At 47.2% G+C, this 16,141-nt stretch carries 10 protein-coding genes; 6 read left to right on the top strand and 4 right to left on the bottom strand.

All coding sequences use genetic code 11. The annotated features are described in order from the left end of the window. Window positions 1-63 precede the first annotated feature (63 nt). Genes PMIT1303_RS03085 through PMIT1303_RS03075 form a run of 3 tightly spaced genes read left to right on the top strand, consistent with a single transcriptional unit; the run spans window position 64 to window position 6,181 of the window. Window positions 64-2,778 carry an ATP-binding cassette domain-containing protein gene (locus PMIT1303_RS03085; protein ID WP_231901275.1) on the top strand — a complete coding sequence of 905 codons (2,715 nt, stop codon included), beginning with the start codon at window positions 64-66 and terminating at the stop codon, window positions 2,776-2,778. 42 nt (window positions 2,779-2,820) lie between these two features. Continuing rightward, window positions 2,821-3,939: an efflux RND transporter periplasmic adaptor subunit gene (locus PMIT1303_RS03080; RefSeq protein WP_063397463.1), complete on the top strand. Its 1,119-nt coding sequence runs from the start codon at window positions 2,821-2,823 to the stop codon at window positions 3,937-3,939. 19 nt (window positions 3,940-3,958) lie between these two features. Beyond that, the gene (locus PMIT1303_RS03075) at window positions 3,959-6,181 is read left to right on the top strand and encodes an NHLP family bacteriocin export ABC transporter peptidase/permease/ATPase subunit (protein WP_063397462.1); all 2,223 of its coding nucleotides are present in this window, start codon (window positions 3,959-3,961) and stop codon (window positions 6,179-6,181) included. A 339-nt stretch (window positions 6,182-6,520) separates the two neighbouring features. Here PMIT1303_RS03075 and PMIT1303_RS03070 read toward each other — a convergent pair whose 3' ends face one another. After that, window positions 6,521-7,489, bottom strand: coding sequence for a hypothetical protein (locus tag PMIT1303_RS03070; RefSeq protein ID WP_063397461.1), 969 nt, complete (start codon window positions 7,487-7,489; stop codon window positions 6,521-6,523). Window positions 7,490-8,497: 1,008 nt separating this feature from the next. Continuing rightward, on the bottom strand, window positions 8,498-9,664 hold the full coding sequence (locus tag PMIT1303_RS14285) for a hypothetical protein (protein WP_063397460.1): 1,167 nt from the start codon (window positions 9,662-9,664) through the stop codon (window positions 8,498-8,500). Window positions 9,665-9,877: 213 nt separating this feature from the next. Between PMIT1303_RS14285 and aroA the strand changes: the two genes are divergently transcribed. From aroA to glmU, 3 genes are all read left to right on the top strand, one after another. Further along, window positions 9,878-11,203 (top strand): 3-phosphoshikimate 1-carboxyvinyltransferase, encoded by a 1,326-nt coding sequence (gene aroA / locus PMIT1303_RS03060; protein WP_063397459.1) that lies wholly within the window; start codon window positions 9,878-9,880, stop codon window positions 11,201-11,203. Then, window positions 11,178-12,125, top strand: coding sequence for an MnmC family methyltransferase (locus PMIT1303_RS03055; protein WP_063397458.1), 948 nt, complete (start codon window positions 11,178-11,180; stop codon window positions 12,123-12,125). Before aroA ends, PMIT1303_RS03055 begins: the two co-directional genes overlap by 26 nt. Window positions 12,126-12,592: 467 nt before the next feature. Further along, window positions 12,593-13,933 (top strand): bifunctional UDP-N-acetylglucosamine diphosphorylase/glucosamine-1-phosphate N-acetyltransferase GlmU, encoded by a 1,341-nt coding sequence (gene glmU / locus PMIT1303_RS03050; RefSeq protein ID WP_063397457.1) that lies wholly within the window; start codon window positions 12,593-12,595, stop codon window positions 13,931-13,933. A gap of 26 nt (window positions 13,934-13,959) precedes the next feature. On the opposite strand, the gene murF is transcribed toward glmU, so the two are convergent. Then, the gene (gene murF / locus PMIT1303_RS03045; RefSeq protein ID WP_063397456.1) at window positions 13,960-15,357 is read right to left on the bottom strand and encodes a UDP-N-acetylmuramoyl-tripeptide--D-alanyl-D-alanine ligase; all 1,398 of its coding nucleotides are present in this window, start codon (window positions 15,355-15,357) and stop codon (window positions 13,960-13,962) included. Next, window positions 15,357-16,076 carry a hypothetical protein gene (locus PMIT1303_RS03040; protein ID WP_063397455.1) on the bottom strand — a complete coding sequence of 240 codons (720 nt, stop codon included), beginning with the start codon at window positions 16,074-16,076 and terminating at the stop codon, window positions 15,357-15,359. Before PMIT1303_RS03040 ends, murF begins: the two co-directional genes overlap by 1 nt. Between the last annotated feature and the right edge of the window lie 65 nt (window positions 16,077-16,141).

The following is a 16,141-nucleotide window of genomic DNA, read 5'->3' as shown; positions in this document are numbered from 1 at the left end:
AATGTTGGCCAATACATTTCGTGGCCAACAAAGGCCTGTTACCTTCGCCAAGGTGAGTTGGCTGTGGTTGCCGAGACAATAGGCAAGGAAGGGATCTTGTTGCAGAGACGTGGTCTACTAAGTTTCAAAGCAGGAGATACAATCCCAGTTCTTTCCTTGAAGCAAACTAGTCTTAAGTTGCAACTCAAGGCTGTTACAACATGCATCTTGGAGGAGATTGATCCAATCAATCTAGAGGCTAATATAGATAAAATTTGGCATATCATCATATATCGTTTGATTCAGCAAAATTTAGATATTAAGACTCAGCAGATAACTGCAAAATCGCAGACTCTAGATAAGCCATCAGAGAATGATTTTTTGTGGTTTGTAAATAATTTAATGTCGGCACATTTGGATCAAAATAAGGAGAAGATACAGCAATCTAATCTCATTGATGATCGCTCAGAGCGGCGACTTTTTCTGTCCTTTGAAGAAGGGAGCTCAACTGAAACTAACTCTGAAGGTCAGCTAGATAGTATTAGTATTATTCATCATCAAAATGATGCACTTCTTTCTGGCCTTGAACTTATCGCCAAACGCTTAAATCGTAGTCTTAAGTATTCAAGTTACGAGCCAAAGGATTCACGCCAAAGATTGATTAGTATTTTGGATCGAAGTGGTTTTATTCATCGAGAAATCCTTTTGAATGAGATGTCACTAGACAAGGATTGTGGCCATTTGATTGGATTTCAGGATGACAATGATCAATCTCCGATAGTGCTTCTTGCTGAGAGCTCTGGTTATCAAGTTTGGCAACCGGCAGTAATGCAGAAACCGCTCCCGATAAAGGAATGTAATCATATACTGAACCAGTTAAATCCTCGTATGATTAATGTCTTTCCAGGATTTATAGAAGAGGATCTTACGACAGTCGGCTTGTTGAAGTTTGCCTATGGAAAGCCTCAACAAACTGAGAAATTCATTATCGGTGGATTATTAACTGGCCTTGCTATTGGCTTTTTATTGTCAATTGGAAAGGATGTTGGGGCAGCAAGGTGGATCTTTGGAATGGGAGCAACTGGATTGTTTATGGGTGGAACACTTGGTGTTCTAAGTGGCGGATTTCGTACAGCTACTGCAGTTGTTTTAGCTTCTACTCTATTAGGCTTGCTAACACCAACTTTTAACACAATAGGTGTTAATCAGGCACTTCCAGATAAAGATTTTGGTCTACTTTTACAGATATCAGGTATTTTAAGTGTCGCTGGTTTGACTAGGGTAACCTTTGAATGGACGAAATCTCGTTCATTACAGATTGCGCAGCAACGTGGCGCGGTGCGATCACAATTTGCAGCCATGAATCGGATGTTGTCATTATCTACTGATTTCTTTCGCAAATATACTTTTGGAGATATCCAACTACGGTTTTCTGCGCTCGAGCAACTGCGAAATGAAATTCAGACCCTACTTGAGGGGGGGCTACTTAGAACCACACTTACCAGTATATACATCCTCTTTATGTTGAGGATTAGTGTTAAATTGACAGTTTTGGCAATTGTTGTAGCCTTAATGTTGATGATACCAACAGCAATTGTAGGGTTACAGTCTAGAGAACTTGCTCGCAAGCAACAAATAGTTGCAGGTGCTGCACAAACTCGCAATTTGGAACTGATTAGTTCTGTTTCAAAACTAAGGATGGCTGGAGCTGAATCGGCTGCAGCTCATTGGTGGGGTGAAAGTTTTAGGCGTATTACCACACTTGAGCAGCTAAGAGATGCTAAGGACGCAATCTCAACATTGCTACAGACGATTATACCTAACCTTGGCAACTTATTGTTATATATAGTAATTACTAAGTTGGCTTCAGAGGCTCTGCAGAATCCCAACATTAGTAGTCCAAATATTGGACAGTTACTTGGTTTTTTCTCAGCCTTTGGAACTTTTATTGGTTCAATGGCGAGCCTGGCTAGTTTGTTTGTTGGTGCTTTTGATATGCCTATTATTTATGAACGTGCCCGTCCAATCCTAGAAGCAAAGCCAGAAGCACTTGATGATCTTGTAGATCCAGGTTTATTGAACGGAGCTGTTTCACTTGACCGGGTTAGTTATCGTTATGAAAGTAATCAGCCTCTTATTCTTGATCAAGTAAGCATCACAGCCAATCCTGGAGAATTTATTGCCCTAGTTGGGCCTTCAGGTTCTGGGAAGAGTACGATTGTACGAATGCTGCTTGGCTTTGGTGATCCTGAGGAAGGGACGGTACGTTTTGATGGTCAACCTTTGAGAGGTCTACGTAAGGATCGGATTAGGGAGCAGATTGGAACCGTAATGCAGAATTCCAGTATCATGGCTGGCAGCTTGTTCGAGTGCATTGCTGGTGGAAGTTTGATTTCACAAGAGCAAGCCTGGAAAGCTGCAGAGCAGGTCGCTATGGCAGATGACATTCGTGAGATGCCCATGGGTATGCAAACTGTTTTACCTGAAGGTGGGGGAACACTGTCAGGAGGGCAAAGACAACGATTATGTATTGCTAGGGCTTTAGTGAGAAATCCCAAGATTCTTATTTTCGATGAAGCGACAAGCGCATTGGACAATCGTACTCAGATGATGGTTACTGAAAGCTTGCAAGCGATGTCAATTACTAGAGTTGCAGTGGCTCATCGGCTGAGTACAATACGTAATGCTGATCGAATTTTTGTTTTGCAGGATGGTCAAATCAAGCAGATAGGTAGCTTTGATCAACTTATTTCTAAAGAAGGCCTTTTTGCTGAGCTAATGAAAAGACAAGTGACATAGCATGCAGTTCAATTAATCCACTCTGTTCCTTGCAAAAGTGTAATGTCAATCTTCCGAAAACAAGCACTTGATGCCCTCAATACTCCTGAACAACTTGACCAGCCTATGCAGCTCTTGAGACCTGGCCAATGGGCATTATTATTCGGTCTGATGAGTTTCGGTGGATATATTGTGATATGGTCGATATTTGGTCGTCTACCTATACGTATCCAAGGTAATGGAGTGTTAACAACTCCAAATACCATTCATTTAATTCAATCAGAAATATCAGGTAGAATAAAAAGTATGCCTTTTGATATAGGTACGTGCATAAAGAAAGGAGAGACTTTGGCGTTGATCGATCCTGTTGATTTGAAATTAGAACAGAAAAAAGCTGAGGATCAGCTTGCCCAACTAATTAATGATGATCGTGGTGAGGAGATTTATGCTCAAAAACGTTTTAAACTTCTAGAGAGAGAGTTGAAACGTGTCACTCAGTATGCCCGTAGTGGTGCTATAAGTGCTGATGATTTTGATAGACGTGAGCAAAAGACTAGAAACTTAGAAGCCCAGATTTTCGCTGAAGATAATCGACGCAATCAAGGCATCAAGCAACAACAGTTGACTTTATTTAAGATTAAAGAAAAAATTAGTCAAATGGCTGCAGTCAAAGCTCTTCATAATGGTTGTATTGTTGGCCGCCAAGTTCAAACTGGTCAATATATTCAGCCGGCCACAATACTATTTGAATTAAATGTTATTGAAGGCAATGATGATCTGATTAGTTTAGGATTCTTTGCTGCTAAAGATGGCAAAAGGCTAAAGTTGGGCCAGCCTGTAAGAGTTACACCGACAACGACTAAACAGCAACGTCATGGTGGTATACAGGGCGTGATTACAGAAATTAGCCCTTTGCCCATAAGCCAAGCTGCCTTGAAACTGAGACTTGGTAATGAAGCGACAGTGAATAGTATCAACCCAAATAATGCGCCACTCATAGAGGTTACTACTTCACTTAAGCTAAGCAAGAATACTCTTAGTGGCTATGATTGGGGTGGAGGGTCTGGACCAGATCTTTTGCTTACTCCAGGTACAAATACTAATATTAGTGTTGTTGTAGAACAACGCCCTCCAATAAGTTATGTCATTCCGTTGCTCAGAGACCTGAGCGGCATCTATTGATCCTTAAGAAGAAAAAGTTATGACGCTATTCAGTGAAATAAAACAGATCTGGCTAACACAAGTTGCAAAGTACGACGGCAGCTGGGTACGCACCCCAACAGTTCTTCAAATGGAAAATACAGAATGCGGAGCTGCCTCATTGAGCATCATCCTACAGCATTTTGGAAAGTATGTTCCCTTGACTCAATTACGTGAATTGTGTGGCGTGTCTAGAGATGGAAGTGACGCAGCAAATCTTATTTTGGCAGCTGAATCTCTTTCCCTAAATGGTAAAGGATTTAAGAAGGGATTGGTTCAACTCCAGAAAGTTAAGCTGCCTGTAATTCTCTTTTGGGAATTTAATCATTTTCTGATTCTTGAAGGATTTGTAGGCGACAAAGTTATGCTTAACGACCCTGCTGTTGGTCCACGCTCAGTAACGAAGGATGAATTTGAAACAAGTTATACCGGTATTGTATTAACTCTAGACCCTACTCCAGAATTCAAGAAAGGTGGTAAGGCTCCTTCGGTTTGGCCAATTGTTTTCCGTAGGATGTCAACAGAAAGATTTACTCTGTTATTTACTTTATTGACTGGTCTTGTATTAGTTCTTCCTCAGCTAGTAATGCCGATTTACGCGCAAATATATATGGACGAGGTAATTGGCAACCAACTACAACAATGGCTTAAGCCAATGCTTTGGGCATTTGCTTTTACGATCATATTTCAAGCCATTGTGCAACAACTTCAGTTGATGAGTACCATTGCTCTCGAAAAGCGACTGACTCGACGTTTTGCAGCACAGTTTGAACGGCATGTTTTATCCCTTCCGGAACGTTTTTTCTCACAGCGCTACTCTGGAGACATTGCACTTAGGATGCAATATAATAACGAAATCTCTGATTTTATTGCTAGCAGGTTAATCCCATTGGCAACTGGTTCGACACTGCTAGTTTTCTATTTGATACTTACTTTTCTCTATAGCCCAATCCTGGGTTCAATTGTAATCACCACTACTACTATTAATGCGATAGTTGTCAGCCTCAACTTGCGATATCTTGAAGATGCTAGCTTGCAAATTAGCAAGGATACCGCTAAGACAGGTTCTGTTGTTGTAGGTGCAGTAAGAGAAATAGAATCGATTAAGTCAGCCGCACTAGAAAATGATATTTTTAAAAGATATAGCGGCTATCAAACACGCTTGCTAAATTTTGGACAGGAAGTAAGCATGCGCAATGCACGCATGGCATTAGTGCCAAGCATGCTGACAACAATTAATGAGGTTTTGATTCTATCTGTTGGGTTCTTACTAGTTATAAAAGGAGAGTTGACAATTGGAATGTTGCTTGCCGCGCAAACAATAGCAATGAGCCTCAAGGGTGAGATCGAAAGTGTTATTAATTTTGTCCGAGAACTGCCTAATTTCTCTGCAAGTGTACTTCGCCTTGAAGATGTCTTAGAACAGCCTGTAGACCCAATACTTAATTCTAATCAAACTCTTACTTCTTTCCCCGATGAACGTAGTCGTCTTTCTGGTGAAATAGAGATTCGTTCACTGAGTTTTGGATATGTTCCAGTTAAAGAGCCACTTATCAATAGTTTAAATGTGTCTATCAAGCCGGGTCAAAGGATTGCTTTTGTGGGTGGTAGTGGTTCTGGTAAGAGTACAGTCGCCCGATTGATTGCTGGCCTATATCAGCCTACAAGTGGCGAGATTCTATATGATGGAATACCTTTAACTGAAATACCGAGAAAAATAGCAGTGGCTTCACTGGGAATGGTGCAGCAGGATATCGCACTTTATGGCTGCAGTGTTAGGGATAACCTCACTCTTTGGAACCAACTGATTTCAGATGCGACACTACAAAAGGCCTGTAAGGATGCACAGATTTTGCAGACAATTTTGCAGTTATCAGATGGATTTGAAACAAAACTCACCGAAGGTGGGCGCAATCTTTCAGGAGGTCAGAGACAACGTCTTGAGATAGCCAGGGTATTAGTTCAAGATCCAGCAATCCTAATTCTTGATGAGGCGACTTCAGCTTTAGATGCTGAAACCGAACGTTTAGTGGATGAGGCATTTCGGCGTAGGGGTTGCACCCAAATTATCGTTGCACATCGATTGAGTACAATTAGAGATGCTGACGAGATTATAGTTTTAGATAAAGGAGAAGTCGTTCAACGCGGTACCCATAGTCAGATGGCTGCTATACCGGGTAGCCCTTATGCCTCTCTGCTTAATGAGGTTGCAGAGAGTACTTGATAAGACAGATCTCATGATAGGTAAAAGTATCTTATCCTGACTTGAAGACTATTAAATGCAAGCATTCACTTTAAATCCTTCAGGAGTCTTAATTAATCTCTTCACTAGATCAAAAAATATCTTTAATCATAGTTTATGAGATGTCTCTTCGCTCTTCGTTCTAAGTCTAATTATTCTTAGGAACATTAACTCCTTTTTTTCTGGCTCTTTCTAGTTTCTAGTTTGTAGCAAGATGATAATTCCACTCATATCATAAGCAATCGAATAGCAGCCATTTCCCTCAGTCAAGCCTGTAACATGTACCAGCTCTCCAGCATCCTTTTCTGCAATCGAGTATTCCTATACTTTTTCAAATGGTTGATCGAGTTTATGCAATGTGAGGTATCTTAGCAGTGCAATACGCTCATGTGGGATTGACCTCGATGTGATTAATTCTTCTAGTTCATAAGCCCGTTGTAGGGCATACTTGCAGACAGTTAGCTGATCTTGCGTATTCACTTCTCTTAAATATGTATGAACCCTACCATTTTTTTCTGTTGTCGAATCCATATTTAGTCCGAGTCCTATTCGGAAAAGATCTGCAGAAAATATCTTTAGTGCTTTGAGCATTCCTAGAGCATCAGCAATCAGCTCATCATAAAGGTTGAGTCGCATTTCACCTACCAATCGTTTAGTGGCCAAATGTGTAAGTTCATGCTCAAGTCGCCAATGTTGGGATAATTCAATCCATTTCTCATTAGTTGGATTTCCTGGTATTAGTCTTGCTGGTAATGAGCTATAAGGAGATCGATGTAATATGATGAGTTTTGCTCTTAGTAGATTGTTTACTTTTCGGATCAAGCCCCAGTGAATTAAGCCACTGATGGCCTGAGCATGTACAGACGGCTGAATTGTATTTAGTTCGCAGCGATAAGCTAGGCAGCGCACCACACTCAGAAAGTCATCACGGTGTTCGATTTCTATTACGGGTAATGTTCCGCATGGGTGCTTCGCTAGTCGAATTGAAAATCCACTTGGATCTCTAAGTTCAAGAATCGCATCTTGCTTGGATTGATTATATGACTCTCCTTTAAGTACTAAACGCTTGTAGGTTTCAGATTTACTTGCTTCTTTTTGTGGTTTAATCCATAGTTGTGGTAGATACTTACGTATACCCTCAAAATGCTTGTTTGGGGGAGTTTCTTTTATCCATTCGCTCCACCAGCTTAGATCTGTTTGTTCTTCAAGTGGTAGCTCAGGCCATTTATTGTCAGCACCAATAAAACCCCTGCAATATTCCTCTAGTGTAATATTTATTTTGTCAGTCATAAGGCATTGTTAGGGCTCATTTGACATTTCCTCCTGAGCAAAACGGCAATTCTCTGACAATCTAATATTGTAGATGTCTTAATCTTTGACGGTACGCTATCTCTACACTTTCTGTTAACTTAACGTTGCATTTAGGTCATGACTAGTTGAGGCTTTGCTAGAGCTTGTAGATAATTGCCCATTAATTCTCCGACATGAAGCTTTATTCAGAGTAATTTTTTGATCTTAGTATGTTGTTTTTTACCCGTTAGATTTGGAGAATTATTTCGCAAGTTTGATGCCAATATTTCGTAACTTTATTTAAAAATCACAGATCTGATTCTGGCTTTCCTCAAGTTGAACCGTATCAGATATTTATCTTCTTTAGCCGTCAATCTTGTTTGGACTATGATTTGGCGAATATGTAATTCATTAATGTTTGCCTTGGCTATTATTTGTAGAGGTAATATTGACTGTAGGCGGTACACGGTTGCTGATTGGTATGTAACTTCTGTTTTGTCTTTGCAAGTCAGCCTGAGCAGACTGCTGGGCAATGCCTTTGCTTAATGAGGCGCTTTGTGAGTGTTGTTATTGTTCCACTTGGCCATTGCTGGGGCTTTACTTAACTCCGCTTGTATATACTAATTGTAATTTCCAATAATTTGATAACCGTCACTTTCTATTCTCTGGAAAAATATTGACGCCTTAGTTAACACCCTGTTTTTCTTGGGCTGACTATCTTGTCTGCAAGTAGTGTGGCTTCCAAGTTTGTTTTTGAGGATTGGCTGATCATTCAGAAGCCATAATAGGCTGTTGAATGATGGGCTAAGGGGTAATTAATGGTCGATACTTGTAATTATTTTCTTAACAGCCTTGGCTTGGTGTTTCACTCTAACTGATGATTTCTTTGGCCATCCACGTATCTATATCATTGTGATATGCAGGTCTCGATATTTTTTACATCGAGACCTGAAGTTTTAACTCGCTCTCGCTATGGGGGTGGGTGGGTGGTTTAGCGCCACCGTCGCCTTAATTACCGCCCATTGGTGGGGCCCCTGGAGGTGGAGTGCCTGGATCACCGCCTGGAGGCGGCATGCCTTGATCACCTTGAGGTGGCATGTTTGGATCACCTGGAGGCGGCATGTTTGGAGCGTCGCCCATTGGCCCGCCCATTGGTGGGGCCCCTGGAGGTGGAGTGCCTGGATCACCGCCTGGAGGTGGCATACCTGGATCACCGCCTGGAGGTGGCATACCTGGATCACCGCCTGGAGGTGGCATGTTTGGAGCGTCGCCCATTGGCCCGCCCATTGGTGGGGCCCCTGGAGGTGGAGTGCCTGGATCACCGCCTGGAGGTGGCATGCCTGGATCACCGCCTGGAGGTGGCATACCTGGATCACCGCCTGGAGGTGGCATGCCCATATCACCACCTGGAGGCGGCATGCCTGGATCACCGCCTGGAGGTGGCATACCTGGATCACCGCCTGGAGGTGGCATACCTGGATCACCGCCTGGAGGCGGCATGCCCATATCACCACCTGGAGGCGGCATGCCTGGATCACCGCCTGGAGGTGGCATACCTGGATCACCGCCTGGAGGCGGCATGCCCATATCACCGCCTGGAGGCGGCATGCCCATATCACCGCCTGGAGGCGGCATGCCTGGATCACCACCTGGAGGCGGCATGCCTGGATCACCGCCTGGAGGTGGCATACCTGGATCACCGCCTGGAGGTGGCATACCCATATCACCACCTGGAGGCGGCATACCCATATCACCACCTGGAGGCGGCATGCCCATATCACCACCTGGAGGTGGCATGCCTGGATCACCGCCTGGAGGTGGCATACCTGGATCACCGCCTGGAGGCGGCATGCCCATATCACCACCTGGAGGCGGCATGCCTGGATCACCGCCCATTGGTGGGGCACCTGGAGGTGGCATACCTGGATCACCGCCTGGAGGCGGCATGCCAGCATCGCCACCGGTTGCGCCGCCATAATCAAAGCCAACCATGCCTTGACCTGGCATTGGTGGCAGAGGTTGCTCTCCTGGGGCGTACTGACTAGGAGGCATCCCTCCGCCTGGCCTACCGGCTGGAGGTGGCACTCCTGCTCCACCAGTGCCACCAGCGACTGCTTTTAATTCGTCTAGGGATAGCTCATCAGAGCTTTCCGTTGAAGCCTTTTTGTCGGACATGCGTTTATTCAAAGGGCTTAACTTTTATTCCTAGGTCGTTATTGAGCTTTCGTCAGCCAATTTGAGCATATTCACTTAGCTGCTGGCCATTTGATTTTTCATCTCAGCTTTGCTTCTTGGTTGTCACTTGGGGAAAAAACCTCAAATCTTCGTTCGATGCGTAAAAAAACTCAATGTGCCCCGATAAAATCCTACTGATTCGGGCCACACCCATTGAGCCTTACTAGTAGTGCCTCATCGAGACGTGAGCTTCGAGCAGGTGGTGTGCTTTCTGGAACGGTGCGAGTCCCTGGTGATAAATCGATTTCCCATCGAGCGCTTTTGTTTGGAGCCATCTCAGAAGGGGGCACCACTATTGAGGGCCTTTTGCCTGCCGAAGATCCCATGAGTACCGCCGCCTGTCTGCGAGCGATGGGAGCCACGATCAGCCCGATTCATGCAGGGCAAATAGTTCGAGTTGAAGGCGTTGGTCTCGATGGACTTCAAGAACCACAAGATGTACTTGACTGCGGCAACTCCGGCACAACAATTCGGCTTATGTTAGGGCTGTTGGCAGCATGCAAGGGCCGCCATTTCGTGCTTAGCGGTGATGCCTCTTTGCGCCGTAGGCCGATGAATCGGGTTGGCCAGCCATTAACAATGATGGGAGCCAAAATCAAAGGAAGATCCAACGGCGATTTCGCACCACTTGCCGTGAGCGGTCAGAAACTTCGTGGTGGTGTTATCGGTACACCTGTTGCAAGCGCCCAGGTGAAGTCAGCCCTGCTGCTGGCAGCCCTTACAGCCGATGGGGCAACGACTGTGATCGAACCAGCCCATTCGAGAGACCACAGCGAACGCATGTTGCGGGCATTCGGCGCTGATCTCGAAGTGGGAGGAGAGATGGGTCGCCATATCAGAGTGAGCCCAGGACAAAAGCTTTATGGGCAAAATATTGTCGTGCCAGGTGATATCAGTTCCGCTGCCTTTTGGCTTGTCGCAGGCGCGCTAGTGCCTGGAGCTGAGCTCGTGGTGGAAAACGTTGGTTTAAACCCCACCCGTACCGGGATTCTGGAAGTGTTGCAGCAAATGGAAGCTCGCATTGAGGTGCTCAACCGCCATGAAGTCGCCGGTGAGCCCGTTGGAGACCTACGGGTGAGGCAAGGACCGTTAAAGCCTTTCAGCATCAATGGGAACATCATTCCTCGCCTGGTCGACGAGGTGCCGATCCTGGCAGTGGCTGCTTGTTTCTGTGATGGCGAAAGCAAAATTACTGACGCCAGTGAACTGCGCGTCAAGGAAACCGATCGGCTCGCTGTGATGACCAGGCAGCTCATGGCTATGGGAGCAGATATCGATGAACATGCCGATGGGCTCACCATCCGCGGGGGAAGGAAACTAAGAGGCACAGACCTCGATAGTGAAACGGATCATCGTGTCGCCATGAGTCTGGCGGTGGCTGCGTTGCTGGCGGAGGGCAATTCTCGCTTGACGGGTAGCGAAGCTGCGGCTGTGTCCTACCCCAACTTCTGGGATGACCTTGAGCGGCTGCATCGCTAATGCCGGCCACTCTCGCCCTTTGGGGGCACTGAATGTTTTCCCAACGGCGGATGGTAGCTTTAGCCTGCATAGTGAGTACTTCGACGAAGCGTTCCACAACTCCGCCGGAGCGCTGAATGAAGCATGCGCGAAATTCGCACAACCGGCAGAGTTGACGCGCTTTAGTGGCGGACAAACTCTTCGGATCCTCGACGTATGCATGGGTCTTGGCTACAACACTGCGGCTGTGCTGGATGCCATGCCAACTCCAGCACCGAATGTGCTGTGGTGGGGTCTAGAGATTGACAGGCGACCACTGGAACTCGCTTTGGCGCAGACGGGGTTCTGTAGTGCCTGGTCAGCATCGGTCCACCAGAAACTTATTTTAATCCGAGATTGTGATGGTTGGGATCAGCCAGAGAGCAGGGGAACAATGTTGTGGGGTGATGCACGCCAAACGCTTCGTCAGCTACCCCAAGATCAGCAGTTTGATTTGATTCTTCACGACGCCTTCTCTCCAGGTCGCTGCCCACAGCTATGGAGTGAAGAGTTTCTGCATGGCCTGGCCATACGATTAGCTCCAGGTGGGAGGCTCCTGACCTACAGCCGTGCAGCGGCCATACGTGCCAGCTTGCAGCGAGCAGGTCTGAAATTATTCTCGCTACTGCAAGTGCCCGGGGAGCGCGGAGGTTGGAGCAGTGGCACCATGGGGATGAAGCAGTTCAAGATCAGCGTTGGAGAGAAAGGGTCTGGTTGGCGGGCGCTTACTGCAATGGAACATGAACATCTACATACACGCGCAGCCGTTCCGTACCGCGATCCAACCGGAGAAGATCAGGCAGAAGTGATCCGGAGGCGGCGCAGCACTGAACAACAGCTCTGCGGATTAGAGGCGACCAATACCTGGCACCACCGTTGGACAGCCAAGCAAAGGCATGGTTGACTTTTGTCAGGAAGAAACGAGTGAAAAATTAGAATAGATAAGACTTGAAAGAGATTGTTTAGAGTCATTCTTGAATCCTTCCAACTCAACGCAAGTTCATTCTTTACAGCTGATTAATCCCAAAGGAGATGTTGTTGCAGCGTTTGATTTAATGGATCCTCTTTTACTGGGTGATTCATACCAATGATTGGCAGCTTGCTTTCACCTGAGATTGTTGATCATGATCTATAGGATTGCTTGAACAATGACTCATCAATATGACTCATCAATAAGGAGGCTTTTTATGTGGGATCATCGTGTGCTTCATTGCCAGCAAAGTGCCAGTGCTAGTGAAAGTAGAAACTTCTCTGGCGCTCTTCTGGCTGAATCATCACCGCTAGAAGCTGAGCTGATCCTGCTTAAATGCTGTTAACTGCAGTGAAGTTGTCGGAATTCAATTAGATTCCGGCCGATTCGCCATTCGCTCGATGCTTGCCGTCGCCATCTTGGCTGCTGGGAAGGGCACCCGCATGAAGAGCTGCCTGCCGAAAGTCTTGCAACCGCTCGCAGGTTCCACATTGGTTGAGCGGGTGTTGACCAGTTGCTCGGGCCTTCAACCTCAACGGCGCTTGTTGATTGTTGGCCACCAGGCGCAAGAGGTGCAACAGCAGCTCACTGATTGGCAAGGCTTGGAGTTTGTTGTTCAACAACCTCAGAACGGCACAGGTCATGCGGTGCAGCAAGTACTGCCCGTATTGGAGGGCTTTGATGGCGAGCTTTTGGTTCTCAATGGCGATGTTCCATTACTTCGACCAAGCACGATCGAACACTTGGTGAACGAACATCGCTCAAGTGGTGCCGACGTCACGCTGCTAACAGCCCGACTCGCAGATCCCACGGGCTATGGAAGGGTGTTTTCAGATCAACAAGGCCGCGTAAGCAGCATCGTTGAACATCGCGATTGTAGTGACGAACAGCGCCACAACAATCTCACTAACGCAGGCATCTACTGCTTCAATTGGAAGAAATTGGCCGCAGTACTACCCCAACTTTGTAGTGATAATGATCAAGGTGAGCTCTACCTCACCGACACTGTGGCCTTGCTACCTATTGCGATGCATGTAGAGGTGGCTGATCCCGATGAGGTGAATGGCATCAACGATCGTTGCCAACTTGCCAACTGTGAGGCGCTGCTTCAAGAACGGCTACGTAACCATTGGATGAAGGAAGGGGTCACTTTTACTGACCCTGCTAGCTGCACGCTTAGTGAAGACTGCAAGTTCGGTAGAGATGTGGTAATTGAACCCCAAACCCATTTGCGGGGCTGCTGCAACATTGGCGATGGCTGCCAGCTTGGCCCAGGAAGCTTGATTGAGAATGCCGAACTTGGCCATGGAGTCAGCGTTCTTCATTCCGTTGTATGTGATGCCAAAGTGGGAAATGAGGTGGCTATTGGCCCTTTCTCACACCTACGCCCTGGTGCAGGCATCGCTGATCAATGCCGTATCGGCAACTTTGTGGAGATTAAAAAAAGCCAAATTGGCGAGGGTTCAAAGGTGAATCACCTCAGTTATATCGGTGACGCACAACTTGGTCGCCATGTCAATGTCGGGGCCGGTACGATCACTGCAAATTACGACGGTGTGAGAAAACATCTCACCGTGGTTGGTGATAACAGCAAAACAGGGGCGAATTCCGTTTTGGTGGCGCCGATTGTTTTAGGGTCGGACGTGACAGTAGGAGCTGGCTCCACTCTCACTAAAGATGTTCCCAATGGTGCTCTCGCCCTTGGCCGCTCCAAACAACTGATTAAAAATGGTTGGCAGTGAAACGAGAGGATTAAGGCTTAGCCCTCTTAGAGCAATGGGATCAATTTCTCTAGAGCGACACCACGACTAGCCTTAAGCAGAACCACATCGCCGGCCTCTAGCCAAGCCTGCAATGGCTGAGCAGCCTGCTCTGGGTTGGCAACGACGGCCAAATGCGGCAAGGACCCTGCTGCTGTTGCCATGGCCTCAGCCTCAGCGCCTGCAGCAACGACGACGAGTCCATCTAAACCAACTTGTACCGCCCGTTCAGCAACTTGGCGATGCAAAGCCACGCTCTGGTCTCCTAGCTCCAGCATGGTTCCGAGGACTGCAAAGTGACGTCCCGGTTGAATTGCTAATAGTTCCAATGCTGCTTGCACGGCTTCCGGCGAAGCGTTGTAGGTCTCGTCTAGAACAGTGAAGTTGCCAACTTTTAGCCGTCGACTACGGCCACCAGGAACGTCTACTTTTAGATTGGATAGCGATTCCTTGCAGACATCTAATTCACGGGCAACTGCGAGTGCCAGCAGCAAATTGCAAGCGTTATGCATCCCTTCTAAAGGCAGGGTGTAGGCATTTCCTTCTAGCAATAGTTCACCCTTGGCCAGGTCAACGCAGCCAATGAGATCAGCCTTGGGTAGAGGTCTTCGATGCAGATCTGCAATCTCTGGTGGCTCTAATTGTTGATTGTCTTGAACTGCCACGCGGATCACCCGCCCCCGCCAGATCCGTTCAAGAGCATCTTCCAGGAGCGAATCCCCTGCTGGGATGACGATCACTCCTCTGGGTTTCAGGCAAGTGGTGATCTCACACTTGGCGGAAGCAATCGCCGCACGACTACCTAAACGACCGACGTGTGCATTGCCGATATTGGTGATCACAGCGACGTCTGGTTGGGTGCAACAGGAGAGACGCTCTATCTCCCCAATTCCACGCATCCCCATCTCCACCACAACTGCGCCATGATCTGAATGCGCCTGCAACAAGGTGAGCGGAACACCCACGTCGTTGTTGTTGTTGCCTGCACTTGCCAAGACCTCACCAAGGGGTGTGAGTGCAGAGCGGATCAACTCCCGAGTCGTGGTTTTTCCTGCTGAACCTGTGACGGCAACCACCGGTACATTCAACTGACGGCGATGCAGCAACCCCAGTTGCTGATAAGCCTCGAGAGTGTCTTCCACAATCCAATGGGGGAGACCCTCGGGCACTGGATGATGATCTTTGCGAGCCACCACAGCCGCCTGGGCCTCAAGCTTCAGAGCTTGAGCAAGAAAGGCATGGCCATTGAAATGCTCCCCCACCAACGGCACAAAGAAGCTGCCTTCGCTCAACTGACGACTGTCTGTGCAGATCGGACCAACAGCTTGGTCAAGATCTAGGTCAGACGCGTGAACATGCATCGGAGCACCCCAAAGCTCGACCAGCTGCCCCAGACGCAGTCTCATCAAGCCAAATCCTGGTCGAAAATGATCATGCCCACACCCACTCTTGCTGTCCTGGCAAGCAGTTGATCATCCTCGCTTTGAAGTTGAAGTTCGTCATAACTGAGCTGTTCAGCAAGAGCCTGCCAACGATCGGCAAGTTCACGCTGTCGAGATGAATTGAGGTTGTTCCAAGCTGGACTAAGTCTCAACACAAGATCATTGTCCAGGGGTCTTGGTTCGGCTGCAAGAAGCAATCCACTGGGGAGATCATTGTCTGCCAGCATCGTTAAGAGAGGCTCAAGCTGAAGAGGTACAGCTAAAGGCGTTGAAAGTTGTGTGGATTCCAGTTCAGAAGGCTCCGACAACGTTGCAACAGGTTCTGACTCCGCAGTGGAGGGGCTAGACATCACAGCCAATGCAGCTGAATTGCTGGGATACGTCTCTGCAGGATCTAGTTGTGCCACAGCTGCAGGTTGGTCAATCAGCAGACTGCTGAGGAACACTCCCAAGACCAGTACTGTTGCAAGTGTCAATGGCCAGAACATTGGTGCCATTGCAGAAGGCCAGAACCTTGGTGTGGAGAATTCGCCTTGCCGGTTGAGACGCCAGAGTTGCCTGAGTCGCAGACCAAGGTCTGCGAAGACATCACGAAATCCCTCTCTCAGGGATACCCAGGGATTGGTATAGGGGACTGGGAGTTGTCCCGTTTGCTTCTCTGGCCGGGGGGGCGACTTTCCCATGCTGATCAGGAGCCCTGACGACCAAGCGGCAGATTGAAAAGATTGGGGCGCAGCAATGGAGTCGT

It is taken from the genome of Prochlorococcus sp. MIT 1303 (assembly GCF_001631965.1).
In the GTDB taxonomy this organism is placed as follows: Bacteria; Cyanobacteriota; Cyanobacteriia; order PCC-6307; family Cyanobiaceae; genus Prochlorococcus; species Prochlorococcus marinus_D.
Note: the sequence above shows the minus strand (reverse complement) of the source record. Positions and strands in the feature narration are given on the sequence as shown.